At 55.9% G+C, this 16077-nt stretch carries 17 protein-coding genes; 10 read left to right on the top strand and 7 right to left on the bottom strand.

Features of this window, described 5'->3' with window-relative positions; genetic code table 11:
* Positions 1-60: 60 nt before the first annotated feature.
* Positions 61-498, bottom strand: coding sequence for a hypothetical protein (locus ABLA33_RS05620; protein WP_347719568.1), 438 nt, complete (start codon positions 496-498; stop codon positions 61-63).
* A gap of 170 nt (positions 499-668) precedes the next feature.
* Positions 669-3152: a primosomal protein N' gene (priA, locus tag ABLA33_RS05625; protein ID WP_347719569.1), complete on the bottom strand. Its 2484-nt coding sequence runs from the start codon at positions 3150-3152 to the stop codon at positions 669-671.
* Between the two features lie 151 nt (positions 3153-3303).
* Here priA and frr point away from each other — a divergent pair, with 151 nt between their 5' ends.
* The 6 genes from frr to ABLA33_RS05655 all read left to right on the top strand — a co-directional run bounded on the left by frr (position 3304) and on the right by ABLA33_RS05655 (position 8056).
* Complete coding sequence (gene frr / locus ABLA33_RS05630) at positions 3304-3864, top strand: ribosome recycling factor (RefSeq protein WP_009348008.1); 561 nt, start codon at positions 3304-3306, stop codon at positions 3862-3864.
* 186 nt (positions 3865-4050) lie between these two features.
* A complete protein-coding gene (gene rsgA, locus ABLA33_RS05635) occupies positions 4051-5004 on the top strand; it encodes a ribosome small subunit-dependent GTPase A (protein ID WP_347719570.1) in 954 nt (317 codons plus the stop codon).
* 100 nt (positions 5005-5104) lie between these two features.
* Positions 5105-5572 carry an NfeD family protein gene (locus ABLA33_RS05640; RefSeq protein ID WP_347719571.1) on the top strand — a complete coding sequence of 156 codons (468 nt, stop codon included), beginning with the start codon at positions 5105-5107 and terminating at the stop codon, positions 5570-5572.
* Positions 5573-5602: 30 nt separating this feature from the next.
* On the top strand, positions 5603-6277 hold the full coding sequence (locus tag ABLA33_RS05645; RefSeq protein WP_347719572.1) for a SprT-like domain-containing protein: 675 nt from the start codon (positions 5603-5605) through the stop codon (positions 6275-6277).
* Positions 6278-6489: 212 nt separating this feature from the next.
* The gene (locus ABLA33_RS05650; protein WP_347719573.1) at positions 6490-7182 is read left to right on the top strand and encodes an ABC transporter ATP-binding protein; all 693 of its coding nucleotides are present in this window, start codon (positions 6490-6492) and stop codon (positions 7180-7182) included.
* Entirely contained in the window at positions 7163-8056 is an 894-nt protein-coding gene (locus tag ABLA33_RS05655) for a S1-like domain-containing RNA-binding protein (RefSeq protein WP_347719574.1), read from the top strand. Before ABLA33_RS05650 ends, ABLA33_RS05655 begins: the two co-directional genes overlap by 20 nt.
* A 60-nt stretch (positions 8057-8116) precedes the next feature.
* Here ABLA33_RS05655 and ABLA33_RS05660 read toward each other — a convergent pair whose 3' ends face one another.
* From ABLA33_RS05660 to ABLA33_RS05670, 3 genes are all read right to left on the bottom strand, one after another.
* On the bottom strand, positions 8117-8272 hold the full coding sequence (locus ABLA33_RS05660; protein ID WP_315092353.1) for a hypothetical protein: 156 nt from the start codon (positions 8270-8272) through the stop codon (positions 8117-8119).
* Between the two features lie 232 nt (positions 8273-8504).
* Entirely contained in the window at positions 8505-9149 is a 645-nt protein-coding gene (locus ABLA33_RS05665; RefSeq protein WP_311489683.1) for a hypothetical protein, read from the bottom strand.
* A gap of 139 nt (positions 9150-9288) precedes the next feature.
* A complete protein-coding gene (locus ABLA33_RS05670) occupies positions 9289-10434 on the bottom strand; it encodes a glycosyltransferase family 1 protein (RefSeq protein ID WP_311489682.1) in 1146 nt (381 codons plus the stop codon).
* 169 nt (positions 10435-10603) lie between these two features.
* On the opposite strand from ABLA33_RS05670, the gene ABLA33_RS05675 reads away from it, so the two are divergent.
* Positions 10604-11497 (top strand): lipopolysaccharide kinase InaA family protein, encoded by an 894-nt coding sequence (locus ABLA33_RS05675; protein WP_347719575.1) that lies wholly within the window; start codon positions 10604-10606, stop codon positions 11495-11497.
* Between the two features lie 49 nt (positions 11498-11546).
* Here ABLA33_RS05675 and ABLA33_RS05680 read toward each other — a convergent pair whose 3' ends face one another.
* Positions 11547-12548, bottom strand: coding sequence for a glycosyltransferase family 9 protein (locus ABLA33_RS05680; RefSeq protein ID WP_347719576.1), 1002 nt, complete (start codon positions 12546-12548; stop codon positions 11547-11549).
* Positions 12549-12603: 55 nt separating this feature from the next.
* Entirely contained in the window at positions 12604-13206 is a 603-nt protein-coding gene (locus tag ABLA33_RS05685) for a DUF4254 domain-containing protein (RefSeq protein ID WP_311489679.1), read from the bottom strand.
* 386 nt (positions 13207-13592) lie between these two features.
* Between ABLA33_RS05685 and ABLA33_RS05690 the strand changes: the two genes are divergently transcribed.
* From ABLA33_RS05690 to ABLA33_RS05700, 3 genes are read left to right on the top strand one after another with little or no spacing between them, the layout of a single operon-like run.
* Entirely contained in the window at positions 13593-14822 is a 1230-nt protein-coding gene (locus ABLA33_RS05690) for a 3-phosphoshikimate 1-carboxyvinyltransferase (protein WP_347719577.1), read from the top strand.
* The gene (locus ABLA33_RS05695; protein WP_347719578.1) at positions 14819-15283 is read left to right on the top strand and encodes a hypothetical protein; all 465 of its coding nucleotides are present in this window, start codon (positions 14819-14821) and stop codon (positions 15281-15283) included. Before ABLA33_RS05690 ends, ABLA33_RS05695 begins: the two co-directional genes overlap by 4 nt.
* Positions 15280-16074, top strand: a complete 795-nt coding sequence (locus tag ABLA33_RS05700; RefSeq protein WP_347719579.1) for a metal ABC transporter permease — start codon at positions 15280-15282, stop codon at positions 16072-16074. Before ABLA33_RS05695 ends, ABLA33_RS05700 begins: the two co-directional genes overlap by 4 nt.
* Positions 16075-16077: the final 3 nt, after the last annotated feature.

The raw sequence follows: 16077 nt of genomic DNA on the forward strand, positions 1-16077 counted from the left end.
ACACGCAAGTGGCAGCCGAGCACTCCCCCTTTATGGGGGAGATGGAGGGGGCTTTTTCCTTTAATCTTCTTTCTTTTTCTTTCTGCTGGGAATCTGACCGTAGATAGCGAGACCTATGACAAGAAGAACAACGGGCTTCAGGCCTATCTGAGTACCGAGGGGCAGAGAGGGCTTATCGGCAATCTCAAACTTACATTCCTTAGCAATCTCTTTGGCTTCTTCCACGGTGAGGTCAACATATTTCTCCTCTTTGTTGTCAACAAGAGCATAGGTATAGTCGCCATAGTTCCACACAGGACACCAGAAAAGAGTGAAACTCTTGTAGTGAACACCAAGATTGAAATGGTCGCCCTCGTCGTTGGTAAAACTGTCGGGCAATTCGTGGAGCGTTTTGAGAGCATCACCATTACCATAGATAATGACGCCACGGGCAGAAGCCGTTGTCGAGCAAACGAATGCCACTACGAGCATTGCAAGCATTACGAAAAATCTTTTCATCGTTTTAATTGTTTTAATGAATTGTTTAGAGATATGCAAATGTAAGTGAATTTCTCTTTCTTAAACAAGAAAAGAACAAAGAAATTCAAAATTTTAACACCAGAACCGCTCTAATGCATACAAAAAAGACAAAAGCCTTCCTCCCGCTGGAGAGAGACTGAAGGGAAAAATCAAAGCGGATCTACATCAAAATAGAGTTGCACGCCTTTGAGTTCGGGACGCGCTAAAAGGACATCGCGAGCAGAAAGGAGGGTGCGGCGGATGCTAGCCGCGGAGAACGCGGGGCGCACCTTGAGCATCATCTTCCGAATGTAGAGCGCTTGGATGCGCGCCACGGCGGGGCGGTCCGGACCGAGGAGGTCGGACTGGAAATAAGGGCGGATGCTCTGCGCAAACTTTTGTGCAGCGTCTTCGCAAATGCGCTCATCGCGGTGGCGCACAAAAATGTTGATGATGCGGCAGAAAGGTGGATAGAGGAACTCGCGCCGCTCGAGGAGCTGACTGGCGTACATGGCGCGGTAGTCGTTCGTCACGATTTGCTGCACCACGGGCAACTGCGGTTGGCGTGTCTGAAACACCACGAGGCCGCGACGGCCCTTGCGCCCAGCGCGCCCCGCCACCTGACTGAGCATCTGAAACGAACGCTCAAAGGCGCGGAAGTCGGGCACATTGAGACTCTGGTCGGCATTGAGGATGCCCACCACGTGGACCCGCTCGAAATCGAGTCCTTTCGTGACCATCTGCGTACCGATCAAGATGTCCGTTTCGCCCCGTCCAAAGGCCTCGAGGATGCGCTCATAACTGGAGCGGCTGCGCGTGGTGTCGAGGTCCATGCGCGCCGTGCGGGCTTCGGGAAAAAAGGCGCGCACGGCGGCTTCTATCTTCTCCGTGCCATAACCCAAGTCGCGCAATTCGGTACTCCCGCAGTTGGGACACTGCTGGGGCAGCGGATAGGGCGTTCCGCAGTAGTGGCAAACGAGGCGGCCCTGCTGCTGATGGTAGGTGAGCGGTACGTCGCAATGTTCACAATGAGGCGTCCAGCCGCAGGTGTGACATTCCAAAACGGGACTATACCCGCGGCGGTTCTGAAAGAGGATGACCTGCTCGTGATGAGCCAGCGCCTCGCGAATCTCTTCGGTCAGGCGCGGCGAGAACGGACTTTTCATGAGTTTCTTACGGCGTAATTCTTTGACATCTTCCACCACGATTTCGGGCAGTTGCCGATCGCCGTAGCGCGTGGTGAGTTCCACGAGTCGATACTTCCCAGAAAGCGCGTTGTGGTAGGTCTCCACGGCTGGAGTGGCCGTTCCGAGAAGCACGCGTGCCCCCATGGAACGCGCCAGCACAAGGGCAGCATCGCGAGCGTTATAACGCGGTGCAGGATCTTGCTGTTTGTAGCTCGTTTCGTGTTCTTCATCAACGATGATTAGCCCCAACTTGCGGAAGGGCAGGAACAGACTGGAACGCACGCCGAGAATGAGCGGGAAAGGACGCTCCGAGAGTTGCCGCTGCCAGAGTTCCACGCGCTCGGCATCGGGAAACTTAGAATGATAAACGCCAAGTTTGTCGCCAAAAACCCGACTCAACCGCGTCATAATCTGCGTGGTAAGGGCGATTTCGGGCAGGAGATACAACACCTGCTCTCCGCGCTGCAAAGCTTCCTCAATGAGGCGGATATAAATCTCCGTTTTGCCACTGGAGGTAACGCCATGCAGCAGGACGGGAGTAGAGGCGGATTGCGTGATTTCCTCATAGGCCTGCTGCTGCGCTGGGTTGAGTTCTTTTGTCAAAAGTTCGGGCAGTGCCTTCTGCGTTTTGAGTCGGCCCACTTCATAGTCGTAGACCTCCAAAATGCCTTTGCCGACGAGGGCAGAGAGGGCAAACTCAGAAGCACCTGGGAGGCGCAGGAGATCGCGCCGCGCCACTTCCTCGAGCAACCCCATATTGGAGAGAGCAAAAGCCGTGGAGGCCTTGGAAAACTCGAGATACTTGAGGAGAAGTTCGCTCTGTTTAGGTGTGCGCTTGAGGTTTTCAAAAACTTCATTGAGGCGATTCTCATCCTGAAAGTCGGCGGCAAGGCGCACGTGTTTCTCCGTTTTGGGCCGATACTGCCGCGTCATCTTCTCTTCCATCACGACAGCGTCACGCTCCAGCAAACGGCGCACAAGCGGTAGGATATTGTCAATATTTAGTTCACGTTGCAAACTCGCAAGGCTCTCTCCTTTTTCGGCCGAAAGAGCGTCAAGAACACGACTCTCGCGCTCCGTGAGAGCATCGAAATCGGAGAAATCGGGATGCTTCCGCACCGCGCTCTCGCTCTCGAGTTTGAGGCCCGAAGGCAGGGCGGCTTTCATCACCTCGCCCAGCGTGCACATATAATACTGCGCCATCCACTCCCAAAACTGCAACTGTGCGGGCAGCAGCAGAGGATGGTCGTCCACCAGTTCGGCCACGTCCTTCAAGGCGGACGCGTCGACAGTGGCAGGCAGCGTGGCGCGGAGGCGGAAAACGATGCCGGTGTAGTACTTGCGGCGACCGAGCGGCACTACAACTCTGCTACCCACGACAACCCGCCCAGCCAGCTCCTGCGGCAGGCGGTAGGTGTAGGGCTGGCTCACGGCCAAGGGCAATATGATATCGGCAAACTGGTTCATCTTCCGTGCAAAGGTAATAATTAAATGTGCTAAGTAGGAAATGTGCTCCTGCGGCAATAAAAATATAAGGCGTATTTTGACAAAATCCGAGAAAATACTTATCTTCGCCCAATAATAGTGAATTATAACAAATAAATAAGGTAAAAAAGATATGTTCGACGTAAAACAATGCCTCGCAGAATGTGAGGAAAAAATGGAAATGAGCGTGATGCACCTCGAAGAGACGCTGGCTCAAATCCGCGCCGGAAAGGCCAATGTTCACATCTTAGACGGCATCCGTGTAAATTCCTACGGTAGCCAAGTGCCGCTCAACAACGTATCGGCCATCTCCACTCCCGACTCGCGCACCATCGCCATCAAGCCTTGGGACAAGAGCATGTTCCACGCCATCGAGAAGGCCATTATCGACTCCGAGGTGGGCATCATGCCTGAGAACAACGGCGAGGTGATCCGCCTGGCCATCCCCGCGCTGACCGAGGAACGCCGCCGCGCGCTGACGAAGCAGTGCAACAAGGAGGCTGAAGAAGCTAAGATGGCCATCCGCAACATTCGCCGAGACGGTATCGACAAACTCAAAAAAGCCGAAAAAGAGGGCTTGAGCGAAGACCTCCGCAAGGACGCTGAGAACGACCTGCAAAAGATTCACGACAAAATGGTGAAGCAGATCGAGCAGCTCCTCGAAGTCAAGAACAAAGAAATCATGACTGTCTAAGCAGCTCTCCTTGGTGGGCTCAGACGGGTCCGACCAGTCCGACCAGTCTGAGAACCAGCTTCCTCGAGAGGACCTCCGACCAGTCCGACCAGTCTGATCAGTCTGAGAACCAATCCCCCTCAGAGGACCTCCGACCAGTCCGACCAGTCCGACCAGTCAGAGCCCACCAAAAAAGCTCCACCAACTATGCCAACCCTCACCACACACACTCACGGGCAGGTAGTACGCAGCACCGGCAGCTGGTACACCGTGCGCACCGACGATGGGCGCGAAGTGGAATGCAAAGTCAAGGGCAACTTCCGCCTGCGAGGCATCCGCTCTACCAACCCCGTGGCCGTGGGCGATGGCGTTAGCATCATCGAGGACGGCAGCGGAACGGCTTTCATCCGCGAGATAGACGAACGCCGAAACTATATCGTTCGCAAAGCCTCCAACCTCTCCAAGCAGAGCCACATCCTGGCGGCCAATCTCGACCTGGCTCTCCTCGTCGTGACCATTGCGCGCCCCGAAACATCCACGACGTTCATCGACCGCTTTCTGGCCAGCGCAGAGGCCTACCGCGTTCCCGTTGCCATCTGCTTCAACAAAACCGACGACCTCTCCAGCGAAGAGCACGAAATGCTCGACTACCTCACGCTCATCTATCGCGACATAGGCTACGAGGTGCTACATGTGTCGGCCGTCACCCATGAGGGACTCGATGCGCTCGCCCCACTACTCACCAACCGCCTCACGCTCTTAGCGGGTAACTCTGGTGTGGGGAAGTCTACCCTCCTCAACGCGCTCATTCCCGAGGCCCACGCGCGCACCGCATCTATCAGCGACGCCCACGAAACGGGCATGCACACCACCACCTTCTCCGAGCGCTACGACCTGCCCCAGGGAGGCGCACTCATCGACATCCCCGGCATCAAAGGCTTTGGCACATTCGAGTTTGAAAGGGAGGAAGTGTCCCATTTCTTCCGCGACCTCTTCAGCATCTCCGCTGGATGCCGCTTCGGCAACTGCACGCACACCAACGAACCTGGTTGCGCGGTGCTTCAGGCCCTCGAAGAACACCGCCTTGCGCCTTCGCGCTATCAGAGTTACCTTTCCATGCTCGACGACAAAGATGAATCGAAGTATCGCGAGGCGTATTAAAAAAAACACACGAACACTTCCCTCTCGTTCTCCCCTAAAAACATTCCGACACGCCGGACTCACCAGAACAGTCCGTCCCGTCCGAAAAAACAACAGCATTATGTCACCACTTCTCCTCATCGGCACCATCGTCCTCGTGGCCCTCTTACTCTTCGCCATCGAGGCTTTCGTCACGCCTGGCTTTGGCGTGCCTGGCATCACGGCCTCTGCCCTCATCCTCGTGGCCGATGCCATCACTTTCTACCATTATGGCGCATTCATCGCCACCTGTGCCCTCTTCGCCTCCGTGGCCTTCGTGCTCTTCTTGTTCTGGCTCGTGAGTCGCTCGCCCATCATCAAGCGTGCCGAACTCCACACCAACATCGACTCTACCAATGCCACCGCAGCACAGCTCTCCGTGCGCCCTGGCGACGAGGGACGCGCTCTCACCCGCCTGGCTCTCATCGGCAACGCCGAGATAGACGGCAAGAACGTTGAAGTGAAGAGTGCCGGAGGTTTCATTGATGAAGGCACCCCCATCCGCGTTGTGAGCGTGCAGGATGCCCTCATCCTCGTAAGCCCGAAGTAGCACTTCTGCATCAGACTCATAGATATAAATATGCGTGCCTCCATTCCTTATATAGAACAGAAATTCAAAGAATACAACCAACTCATCTTCGGCAACCACCTCCCCGACATCCCCATCCGCCTCTCCCGCGCAACGACTTTCGTGGGGAAGTACCAACACCGCACGCGCCGCACACCGCTGGGACGCATTGAGCCTTACGATTTCTACTTGCGTTTCAGCGTGCTTTTCGACCTCACGCCCGAAGAACTCGACGATGTGATTATCCACGAAATGATTCACTACCACATCGCCTACCACCGACTCCACGACACAGCGCCTCACGGCCTCATCTTCTGCAAGTTGATGAACGACATCAACCAAACCTTTGGTCGCAACATCAGTATCTCCCACAAACTCTCTCCCGAAAAAGTTGCCGCCGTGAAGCAGTTGCGCCAAACGGTACACGTCATCGCAGCTCTCCGCCTTGCAACAGGCGGCGCGGGCGTCAAAGTGCTCCCTCGCAGCCGCCCACGCATCGAGGCCTACTGCAAGCGAATGCTCACACACCCCGAAGTGGAGGCCATTCGCCTTTATATCTCCGACGATCCATTTTTTAACAAATACCCCACTTCCTCCACTCTCTCGGCCTACGAGATTGAGGAAAAAGAACTCGAAGCTCACCTCCAAAAAGCTTCTCCCTTGAAACTACAGTTTTCAGAGGCCTGAGGGCCTTTTTTGGTGGGCTCAGACTGAGCCTCTCTTGGTGGGCTCAGACTGGTCGGACTAGTCGGACTGGTCCGAGGTCCTCTCGAGAAAGCTGCTCCTCAGACTGGTCAGACTGGTCGGACTGGTCCGAGAACTCCGAGACTCTCTCGAGAAAGCTGGAGAGGCTCTTCCTCTTGCTTTTTCCTCCGCTTTCCATTAACTTTGACGCCATTATGATAGAACTCCACGGAATCAGGAAATCCTTCGGCACGCTCGAGGTGCTCAAGGGCATCGACCTCAACATCAAGAAAGGCGAAGTTGTCAGTATCGTAGGCCCAAGCGGCGCGGGCAAAACCACGCTACTCCAAATCATCGGCACACTCTACAAGCCCGATGCGGGCAGCCTCCTTATCAACGGTACCGACGTGCTGGCGCTCAACAGTCGCAAATTGGCCGACTTCCGCAACCGGCACATCGGATTCGTCTTTCAGTTCCACCAACTCCTCCCCGAATTCACGGCGCTCGAAAACATCATGATTCCGGGAATGATTGCCCGCCGCTCCCATGGTGAACTCCGTCAGCGCGCACTCGAACTCCTACAGTTTATGGGACTTCAGAATCGTGCGGAACACAAGCCCAACGAGCTGAGCGGTGGCGAGCAGCAGCGCGTGGCCGTGGCGCGGGCGTTGATGAATCAGCCCGATGTGATTCTCGCCGACGAGCCTTCGGGTTCGCTCGACTCCCACAACAAGGCCGAACTGCACCAGCTCTTCTTCGAACTCCGCGACAAACTGGGCCAAACGTTCGTTATCGTGACGCACGACGAGGAACTGGCCCAACTCACCGACCGCACTATCCACATCATCGACGGCCATATCAGCGTGCCGCCCTCCAACCTCCCCGAAAATGAAGCATCCACAATCTGAGCGTCCCACAGCCCCCGCAACTGAGCGCACCTCCACCCTCCAACTGGGCAACTACAACACGCTGCGCATCACGCGCTTCACCGACCACGGGGCTTACCTCGACGGCGGCGAAGTGGGCGAAATTCTCATGCCCAAAACCTATGTGCTGCCCGAGATGAAGCCCGGCGATGAAGTCCGCGTCTTCGTGTATCTCGACCAGGAGGAACGCCTCGTGGGCACCACGGAAACGCCTCTGGCACGCGTGGGCGAATTTGCCTATCTGCGCGTGGCGTGGGTCAACGAGTACGGCGCCTTCCTCGATTGGGGACTCATGAAGGACCTCTTCGTGCCTTTCCGCGAGCAGAAACGCCGCATGGAAAAGGACCGTTCCTACATCGTCTATATCTACATCGATGAAGAAACGAGCCGCATCGTGGCCTCCGCAAAGGTGGACCGCTTCATCCAACCCACCCCCTACGGCCGCTACCACCGCGGTGAGGAGGTCGACATCCTCATCCAACAGAAAACGCCGCTCGGCTTCAAGGTCATCGTGGACAATGCCTGGCCGGGTCTCATCTACGACAATCAGATCTACGAAGACCACCGCACCGGCGAACGTCTCCGCGCCAGCATCGTCACTTTCCGACCCGACGGAAAACTTGACCTCTCACTGCAAAGAATCGGCAAAAGTCGCTTCCGCGATTTTGCAGAGATTCTGGAGGAACGCCTCGAGGAGGCCGGAGGGGAGATTCCCTTTACAGACCAGTCTGCATCAGAGGATATTATGCGCGAATTTGGTGTGTCCAAAAAGACCTTCAAACGCGCTGTGGGTACGCTCTACCGCTCCCGCCGCATCGAATTGCTGCCCGAGAGCATTCGCCTAACAAAAAAGTGACATATATTGCTGAGAAAAATCCTATCTCAGAGAAAACGACCAGAAAATGCTAACTGACAATTAGCAAAATAAAAGAAAGAAAAAATTTTTCGCTTTTTTTTCTATTATTTGTTTGTCTAAATCAAAAACGCTTCGTAATTTTGCAATGCATTCAAGGGAGAGAGGCATCCACAAAGCCCGCCCCTGTTGCTCTGATTTAGGAAATAGTTTTTTCATCTCTATATAAGTTCTGTGAAGCTGCGGCACGTTGTGAAATGGGCCGCAGCTATTCTTTTGCGCTTTTCTTGGTGGGCTCAGACGGGTCGGACCAGTCGGACCAGTCCGAGAACCAGCTTTCTTGAAAAACCTCCGACCAGTCGGATCAGTCGGACCAGTCGGAGCCCACCAAAAAGAGAACCTCCGACCAGTCGGACTGGTCGGAGGTAGAGGAGATGGAAGAAGCTATTTCTTAGAACGAATATCCAAAACCTAAATAGGGGAGGATGAGGAAGCCGTCCACGGAGTGGTCGCCGCCTAAGCCGAAGACGGGGGAAATACCCACGCGCATGGAGAAACCACGGAAGGGCTGCAAGCGATAGCCTATCGTGCCGAAGAAATAATAGGCCAAGAATGTTTCATGAGTATTACCAGGGACAACATAACCTGGACCATTATACCCCAGATAACCATCTTCGGGATATTCAACTTTTCCAAAGATGAGCGCCACGGTCATACCGCCGCCCAACTCAAATTTGCTTTTTTTCTTGCCGAAGAGGTAGTTGAACTCAGGAGAGAGCGAAAGCAGGTGGAACGATTGCTTTTCGCCAAACCAATCATTGGAGCCGGAATAAGCCCAGCCCAATCCGCCGCCAAAACCCCAACCGCGGTTGCCTTTGAGGCGCGTGTCGAAATGGGCACTCACCCAACCGAAGGGACCAAGTATCGTACCCGTCACGTTCTTCACGGGTTCCAAATTCAAAGAGGGTTGTAGGACTTTCAGGTCCGTTGTCGCAACCTCCGTGTGGGAGGTGTCAGGGGCTACCATTGCCGCGTCTTTCGCTTGGAGAGACAAGGCCGCGCAAGCCATAAAGCTTGCCAGAATCCATGTTTTCATAACAGAACTTATTATTGATGTAAAAATATTCTTCTTTCGTTCTTTCCTCCGCGCTGCAAAACGCTGAACAGCTACGGGGCAGGTCTTCGTCAGCACTTCGGCGGGACTGTTTCGCTCGCTAAGGCCCTACGGGGACAGATCATTCCTCCCCCACCACGCCTCGATACATCTGCATCATCTGCTCGGCAAGGCGGGTTGGCGCAAAGGTCTCGAGGGCCCACTGCCTACTGTCGCGGCCTCGCTGTTGGCGCGCCTCGTCGTCGGCAAGGAGGGTGCGGATGGCGTGAGCAATGCTCTCTGGGTCGTTCGGGTTTACCAGCAGCGAATGAGGGCCTCCAGCTTCGGGCAGGCACGACACGTTGGAGGTCACCACGGGCGTACCGCTGAGTTGTGCCTCCACCACGGGCAGGCCGAAGCCTTCGTTGAAGGAAGGGAAGACAAAGGCCGTGGCGCACTCATAGAGATAGCGCAGCAGGCGATTGTCATAAATATCGGTGAAAAGGAAGAACTTACGGCTCAGCTTATAGCGGCACACATAGGAATGGACCTCTTCGAGGTATTCTCGTCCGTTGCCCACGACCACCAGTGGCAGTCGCTCGCCAGCAGGGATGGCTTCGAGAGCGCGAACGATGCCCATGAGGTTTTTCCTACGGTTCACCGAACCCACATAGAGGAGGTAGTCCGTAGGCAACTGCGGCAAGTACTGTTTCAGTTTCCGATGCGCCAGTTCTTTATTGAGTTCCGCATAGAAGAGTTGTTGTGCAGGCTGATAAATGACCTCCACTTTCTCTTCCTTCACGTTGTAGAATTTGCATACATCGCGTTTCGTAGCTTTCGAAATGGCCACGATGCGTTGTGCCTCGCGGCAAGCATAGCGCGCCTTGAAGTCGTAGATGGCGCGGTCCCAGCGGTGGTACATCGCAGGAAAGGTGCGCCAAGCCACGTCGTGCATCGTCACCACTGCCGGAATTCGAGCAGCCCCCAAGCCCATTGGTAGCTCATGACTAAGGCCGTGGTAAAGATCAGCCTGGTCTTTCTTCAGCTCTTTGGCCAAACCATAGCCGCGCCAAAGCGAACCGCGCACAAGTCCCTCGGGCATGCGCGTGCGGCAATGTTCTTTGTGGCGATAAGGCTTCACCACGTTGGCATCCGAAATCTTAGGGGTATAGAGCAGGTATGTGTTATCCGGAAAACGAGCCGTGAGCATATCTATCAGTGTCCTACTGTAGTTGCCCAGGCCTGTAAAGTTATTAAAAAGGCGTTTAGCGTCGTAAGCAATCTGCATAGTTGTAAGTGTAAAAAAGAAAGGGGAAAACTCGCGGCCTCGCTGTATCAACGAAAGACATGCATAACCCAAAAAGTGTAAAGACGAGTTACCTTTCTTCACTGCAAAATTAAATCAGATTATGATTTCTCCCAAATTATTTTGGTTCTTTTCACGCTCTTCTTTATTTTTGCCAGAAAGGGAAAAGCGCAGCGGCGAAGCTCAACCTGCGTGTGCACGACAGCGTACCCACCGATTTTCGCCCGTGGCTGCCGCCCGTCTTCGCTCTTTGTCGGGACTTGGCGCACCTTTTTTCCATCTTCAACACTGCTCAATGAAACTACTCATCAATCCGAAATACGAACGGGTACGCCCCTTCCTCGAACACATCGACGCCTACTTTGCCGAGGGGCGAAGCCTGCGCGAGAGTCGCAACTCCCTGCGCGTGTGTCAGTGGGAGGATTTGGAGCTCAACGTGAAGCGGTTTCGCCAGCCCAGTTTTTTTCAGCGCCTGGTCTACACCTTCTTGCGCAGCCCCAAAGGCTTACGCGCCTATGAGAATCCGTTTCGTATGCACGCGGCCGGAGTAGATAGTCCCGAACCGGTGGCCTATCTCGAACGAAGAAAAGGAGGATTGATAGCGGAGAGTTTTTTCGTCAGTGTGCAGTGTCCTTACACGCGTCGGTTCTATGAGTTTGCCACCGCGCCGCTCACTCCTGAGGTGCTGTTGGTGGCTCGCAGTTTTGCCCGCCTCACGGCGCGCCTTCACGAGGCGGGAATTCTTCATCTCGACTATTCGCCGGGCAACATTCTTTTTGAGGTTATCGATGGCGAGCCGCATTTCTCTCTTGTCGATACCAATCGTATGCGCTTCGGGAGCGTTTCTGTGGCCGAGGGCTGCCGCAATTTCGCCCGACTCTGGGGACAGCCCCCTTTCTTCGAGGCGATGGCCGATGCCTATGCTGAAGCGCGCCACGCTTCCCCTGCCGACTGCCGCCAGCTCATGCTTTCTGCCCGCCGAAAGTTCTGGAAGCGCTACATACGCCGCCATGGTGCGCCCTTCGAGATGGAGCTCTCTGAGTGATTGGGCTAGGAAGCCTAGGCTTCCTAGCAGCCCTAGGGTTCCTAGGGCCCTAAACAATCTCTTTCGGCTTTTTTCCAGTAAAGATTTCATCCACTTTCGCCGCAATGATATTGGGCGAAATTTTCTGCATGCAGCGGTAGTCGCCGAAGCGGCAAGGCTTATTGCCAAAGATGGAGCAGGGACGGCACGACAGCTCCTGCTGCACGAGGTTTGCGCCCATTTGTCCCCAGCCCATAAAGCCCGCGTCGGGGTGCGTCTGTCCCCAAATCGACACCACGGGGCAGCCCACGAGTGAGGCCAGGTGCATATTGGCCGAATCCATCGAGATCATCGCATCGAGGCGACCCATGAGTTGCAATTCCTGCCCCAGACCGCGCAGCGTGTCGGAGACGAAGACGATGCGGGGGAAGCGGTCGTCCCATTCCTTGCGGATGGTGTCCATCTCGCGCGGCGTGCCAAAGACAAACAAGCGCGTACTGGGGCGTTGCTCCAAGATGAGTGCCAACGCCTCAGCGAGTTTTCCGGAGGGGTAGATTTTCCCCCGATGCGCCGCAAAGGGAGCCACGCCGAGGAGGTATTCGGTCTTTCCCCGCGGCCCTAAAAGCTCATCGATGAGGGGCGAAGCAGGCAGCGCGAGCCGCTGGAAGTTGAGCGTCACGTCCAGTCCCAAATGCGCCAGCACTTTGTTGTAACGCTCGAAGGAGGACGGCAACCGCTTGTGGGAGGTATGCGCCACGAGGCGGCGTTTCTCCGCCCGCCCCTTGTCGATATGCGCCACGCGGAGGCCATGAAATTGCAAGATGCGGCGAATCACGATGGTTCGCAACACGTTGTGGAAATCCGCCACAGCATCCACGCCGTGACGCTTCAGCTGCCGCGCCAGTCGCCACAGTCCGCGCAACCCCACATAGTCCTTCCGCAAATCCACGGGAAAGAAGTCCACATTCGGAGGTAGGTGCTCGAAGAGCGGTGCCACAAAGGGGCGCGACACCACAGTGATGCGGAGGTCGGGGTACTGCCTCGCCAGACAGTCGACAACTGGGACGGTCATGGCGATGTCGCCCAAAGCGGAGAATCGGAGTATGGCTATATGGTGCACAGAGGTCTTATTTTTTATACAATACGGGGTTGGTCTCGGGATCGTTGTAGAGCTTCATCTGCTTGTAGAGCTTCATCACCTTGCGACCAGCAGCGAGGTCGTCGAGCAAGGCATCGAGCGCGCCGCAGAGGTCGCTCTTCTGTTCGAGCAACACGTTCAGTCGCTGTTCGGAACGCGCTTTGTGGTCGGCCGAAGCATCGGGGCGTTCGGCTTGTTCGCGCATGTGCCAGATTTTGAGGCTCAAGATGCTCAAGCGGTCCACCGCCCATGCCGGCGTTTCGGTGTTGATGGTGGCCGTGGGCAATGGCTTCACCTCATGGAAGAGAGAGAGGAAATAACTGTCGATGAGTTCCACGAGGTCGGTGCGCTCCTGGTTGCTCTTATCGATGCGATGCTTGAGCGTCATACCCTCCTGCGGATCGATTTCCGGGTCGCGGATGAGGTCTTCCATGTGCCATTGAACAGCATCAATCCAGCATTTGCGATAGAGATCGTACTCGATGGTTTGCGGCGTAAAGGGGTTGGGCACTGCCGCATCGATACTATCGGTTTTGTGATAATCGCGCACAACCTGTTCAAAGATAGGCCATGCTTTTTCGGTGAAAGTCATATAAATGCTTTGTTAGTATTTGCGCAAAGATACTGTTTTTCTTGGAAAATTAGGATTGTATGGCAGAAAGGAGTGGCCAAAAGCGCGGGAAAATGCCCGAAAACGAGCGTTTTCCCTTATTGTGTCAGCTGGCGCAATAAGGAAGCCAGCTGACAGCCTTATTGTATCGGCTGAGGCAATAAGGTCGGACCAGTCCGACCAGTCCGAGAACCAGCTCCCGCAAGAGGACCTCCGACCAGTCAGACCAGTCAGACCAGTCCGAGACCCACCCCCCACAAGAGGACCTCCGACCAGTCAGACCAGTCCGACCAGTCTGAGCCCACCAAGAAAGGAATCAGCCATTTTCCCCAATTTCTTCCTATCTTTGCATACAAAGACCACAAACCATGTCGGAACTTAAAATTTTACGGCTCTTGCCGGAGCTGCGCGGGACGGTTGTGCTGCCAGCCTCGAAGAGTCTCTCCAATCGCCTGCTCACTATCAATGCGTGCTTGCCGCAGCCCGTCAGTTTGCACAATCTCAGCGAGGCCGACGACACCATTGTGATGCGCCGCGGACTCATGGGCTTTCGCTCCACCATCGACATCCACGGAGCGGGTACAGCCATGCGTTTTCTGACAGCCCTTTTCGCCACACGCCCCGGCGAGCGCGTGCTCACGGGGTCGGAGCGGATGCTGCAACGCCCCATCGGCGTGCTCGTCGATGCGCTGCGACAATTGGGGGCGGAGATGGAGTATGTCGGGGAAGAAGGCTTCCCACCCTTGCGCATCAAAGGCGGCGAACTCGCCGGCGGCTCTCTGACGGTGGAGGCCAATATCTCATCGCAATACATCTCGGCGCTCCTCATGATTGCGCCCGTGATGCGCGAAGGGCTCTCCCTCACGCTCGCTGGTCACATCGCTTCGCGCCCCTACATAGACATGACGCTGGCCCTGATGCGCGATTTCGGTGCCATTGCCCACTGGACAACGGAGAACGAAATCCTCGTAGCCCCCGGCGGCTATCAGCGCACGGCGGACTACACCGTGGAGGCCGACTGGAGTGCGGCGTCCTATTGGTACGAACTCCTCGCACTCTCTCCCGACAGCGAAGCGCGCATCGTGCTGCCACAATTGCAGCGCGAGAGCTTACAGGGCGATTGCCGCACGCGTGAGTTCTTCGAACCCTTAGGAGTGCACACGGCATTTACGCCCGAGGGCGTGGTGCTCACCAAGGGGGAGGCCACGACAGGCCGCCTCGAACTGAACCTCAGCGCGCAGCCCGACTTGGCTCAAACGCTGGTGGTGACGTGCGCCATGCTGGGACGGCCGTTTTGCTTCAGCGGCTTGGAGAGTTTGCGCATCAAGGAAACCGACCGCCTCGCGGCGTTGCAACAGGAGTTGCGCAAACTGGGCTGTGAGGTAGTGGTGGAAGGCGACGCCGTGCTGCGTTGCGATGCGCCACAACCAGCGACCGTGGCTTCAGCCCCCATTGCCACCTACGACGACCACCGCATGGCTTTGGCCTTTGCGCCGTGTGCCTATCGCTGCACAGGACTGGCCATCGAGCACCCCGAAGTGGTGGCCAAATCTTATCCTTCCTTTTGGGACGACCTCAAAAATTTTGAACAACAATGAAATTTCTCATAGCATTTGCCATCGCTTCGCTCCTGATGGTATTCATCAATATTATCAACGCGCTGCGCCGAAAGCCGCGCACCACGGAGGAGAAAGTATCGGAATTCGGAACAACCGCCACGCCTGCCCCTGCTGCCGATGTGCAGCAGCCGTCTGAACGCGAGGAACAGCCGCGCCCCATCTGCGGACTGGGCGGAATGTGCAACCTGGATTGTCGAGTGGAGGACTTGAAAGAAGAGCCCGACTACTACGAGGATGAAGAACTCGACGACTACCGCGGTAAGGCTTCCGATGCCTATACTGCGGCCGAAGTGGAACAGTTTGAAGAAGTGCTCACCACGATGCGCCCCGAAGAGGTTCATGGTTGGCTGCGCTCGTTGCAACTGCGCGGTGTGGCACTGCCCGATGCCTTGAAAGACGAGGCCTATATGATTGTGAGCGAACAAGCCGAAAACCTATGATTCTCTCCTACACATTTTTTCAGCACGCCCTCTTAGGCGGTTTTCTGGCGGCGATGCTCTGCGCCGTGATAGGGACGTATGTCGTCACGCGCCGCTTGGTGATTGCTGGGGGCGGCATGGCCCATGCCGGCTTAGGCGGAGTGGGCCTCGGAGCGTGGTTGGGCATCAGTCCCTTGGTGGGGGCTGCGGCCTTCACCCTCTTCTCGGGTTTCTCCATCGACTTCCTGAGCCGTCGCAACATCCGCGAGGACAGCGCCATTGCGATGCTCTGGACTTTCGGTATGGCGGTGGGCATTCTCTTTGCCTATCTCACACCGGGCTTTATGAATGATCTCTCGGCCTACCTCTTCGGCGACATCCTCTCCATCTCGCGCCTCGACCTCTACATCATCGGTGGACTTACCCTACTGACGTACGCGTTCTACTTGCTCCTCTCGCCGGCCATCATCACGGTGGGCTACGACCGCCAGTTTGCCGTGACGCAGGGACTACCTGTGCGCCTCATCGAGCGGGTGATGATTGCGCTCATCGCCCTGACCATCGTGGTTTGCCTGCGCATGGTGGGCATCGTCTTGGTCATCTCGCTGCTTTCCATTCCCCAGCAGTCGGCCGCGCTCTTCACGCATCGCTTCCGCAGCATGGTGTGGCTCTCGGCCTTGTTTGGTTTCGCCGGCATCGTGGGCGGACTGGTGGTGAGCTACTACCTCAACGTGCCGAGCGGGGCTTCGATCATCCTCATCTCGGTGGTACTCTACTTCTTCTGCCGCCTGATGCGGACAATAATACGCTAATTT

Origin of the sequence: uncultured Alloprevotella sp., assembly GCF_963536905.1 — a bacterium.
Classification (GTDB): Bacteria; Bacteroidota; Bacteroidia; order Bacteroidales; family Bacteroidaceae; genus Alloprevotella.

What these genes read in the sequence shown, in the direction of transcription:
- ABLA33_RS05620 (WP_347719568.1), bottom strand. Translation starts at nt 498, where the DNA reads ATGAAAAGATTTTTCGTAATGCTTGCAATGCTCGTAGTGGCATTCGTT.
- priA (WP_347719569.1), bottom strand. Translation starts at nt 3,152, where the DNA reads ATGAACCAGTTTGCCGATATCATATTGCCCTTGGCCGTGAGCCAGCCC.
- frr (WP_009348008.1), top strand. Translation starts at nt 3,304, where the DNA reads ATGTTCGACGTAAAACAATGCCTCGCAGAATGTGAGGAAAAAATGGAA.
- rsgA (WP_347719570.1), top strand. Translation starts at nt 4,051, where the DNA reads ATGCCAACCCTCACCACACACACTCACGGGCAGGTAGTACGCAGCACC.
- ABLA33_RS05640 (WP_347719571.1), top strand. Translation starts at nt 5,105, where the DNA reads ATGTCACCACTTCTCCTCATCGGCACCATCGTCCTCGTGGCCCTCTTA.
- ABLA33_RS05645 (WP_347719572.1), top strand. Translation starts at nt 5,603, where the DNA reads ATGCGTGCCTCCATTCCTTATATAGAACAGAAATTCAAAGAATACAAC.
- ABLA33_RS05650 (WP_347719573.1), top strand. Translation starts at nt 6,490, where the DNA reads ATGATAGAACTCCACGGAATCAGGAAATCCTTCGGCACGCTCGAGGTG.
- ABLA33_RS05655 (WP_347719574.1), top strand. Translation starts at nt 7,163, where the DNA reads ATGAAGCATCCACAATCTGAGCGTCCCACAGCCCCCGCAACTGAGCGC.
- ABLA33_RS05660 (WP_315092353.1), bottom strand. Translation starts at nt 8,272, where the DNA reads ATGAAAAAACTATTTCCTAAATCAGAGCAACAGGGGCGGGCTTTGTGG.
- ABLA33_RS05665 (WP_311489683.1), bottom strand. Translation starts at nt 9,149, where the DNA reads ATGAAAACATGGATTCTGGCAAGCTTTATGGCTTGCGCGGCCTTGTCT.
- ABLA33_RS05670 (WP_311489682.1), bottom strand. Translation starts at nt 10,434, where the DNA reads ATGCAGATTGCTTACGACGCTAAACGCCTTTTTAATAACTTTACAGGC.
- ABLA33_RS05680 (WP_347719576.1), bottom strand. Translation starts at nt 12,548, where the DNA reads ATGACCGTCCCAGTTGTCGACTGTCTGGCGAGGCAGTACCCCGACCTC.
- ABLA33_RS05685 (WP_311489679.1), bottom strand. Translation starts at nt 13,206, where the DNA reads ATGACTTTCACCGAAAAAGCATGGCCTATCTTTGAACAGGTTGTGCGC.
- ABLA33_RS05690 (WP_347719577.1), top strand. Translation starts at nt 13,593, where the DNA reads ATGTCGGAACTTAAAATTTTACGGCTCTTGCCGGAGCTGCGCGGGACG.
- ABLA33_RS05695 (WP_347719578.1), top strand. Translation starts at nt 14,819, where the DNA reads ATGAAATTTCTCATAGCATTTGCCATCGCTTCGCTCCTGATGGTATTC.
- ABLA33_RS05700 (WP_347719579.1), top strand. Translation starts at nt 15,280, where the DNA reads ATGATTCTCTCCTACACATTTTTTCAGCACGCCCTCTTAGGCGGTTTT.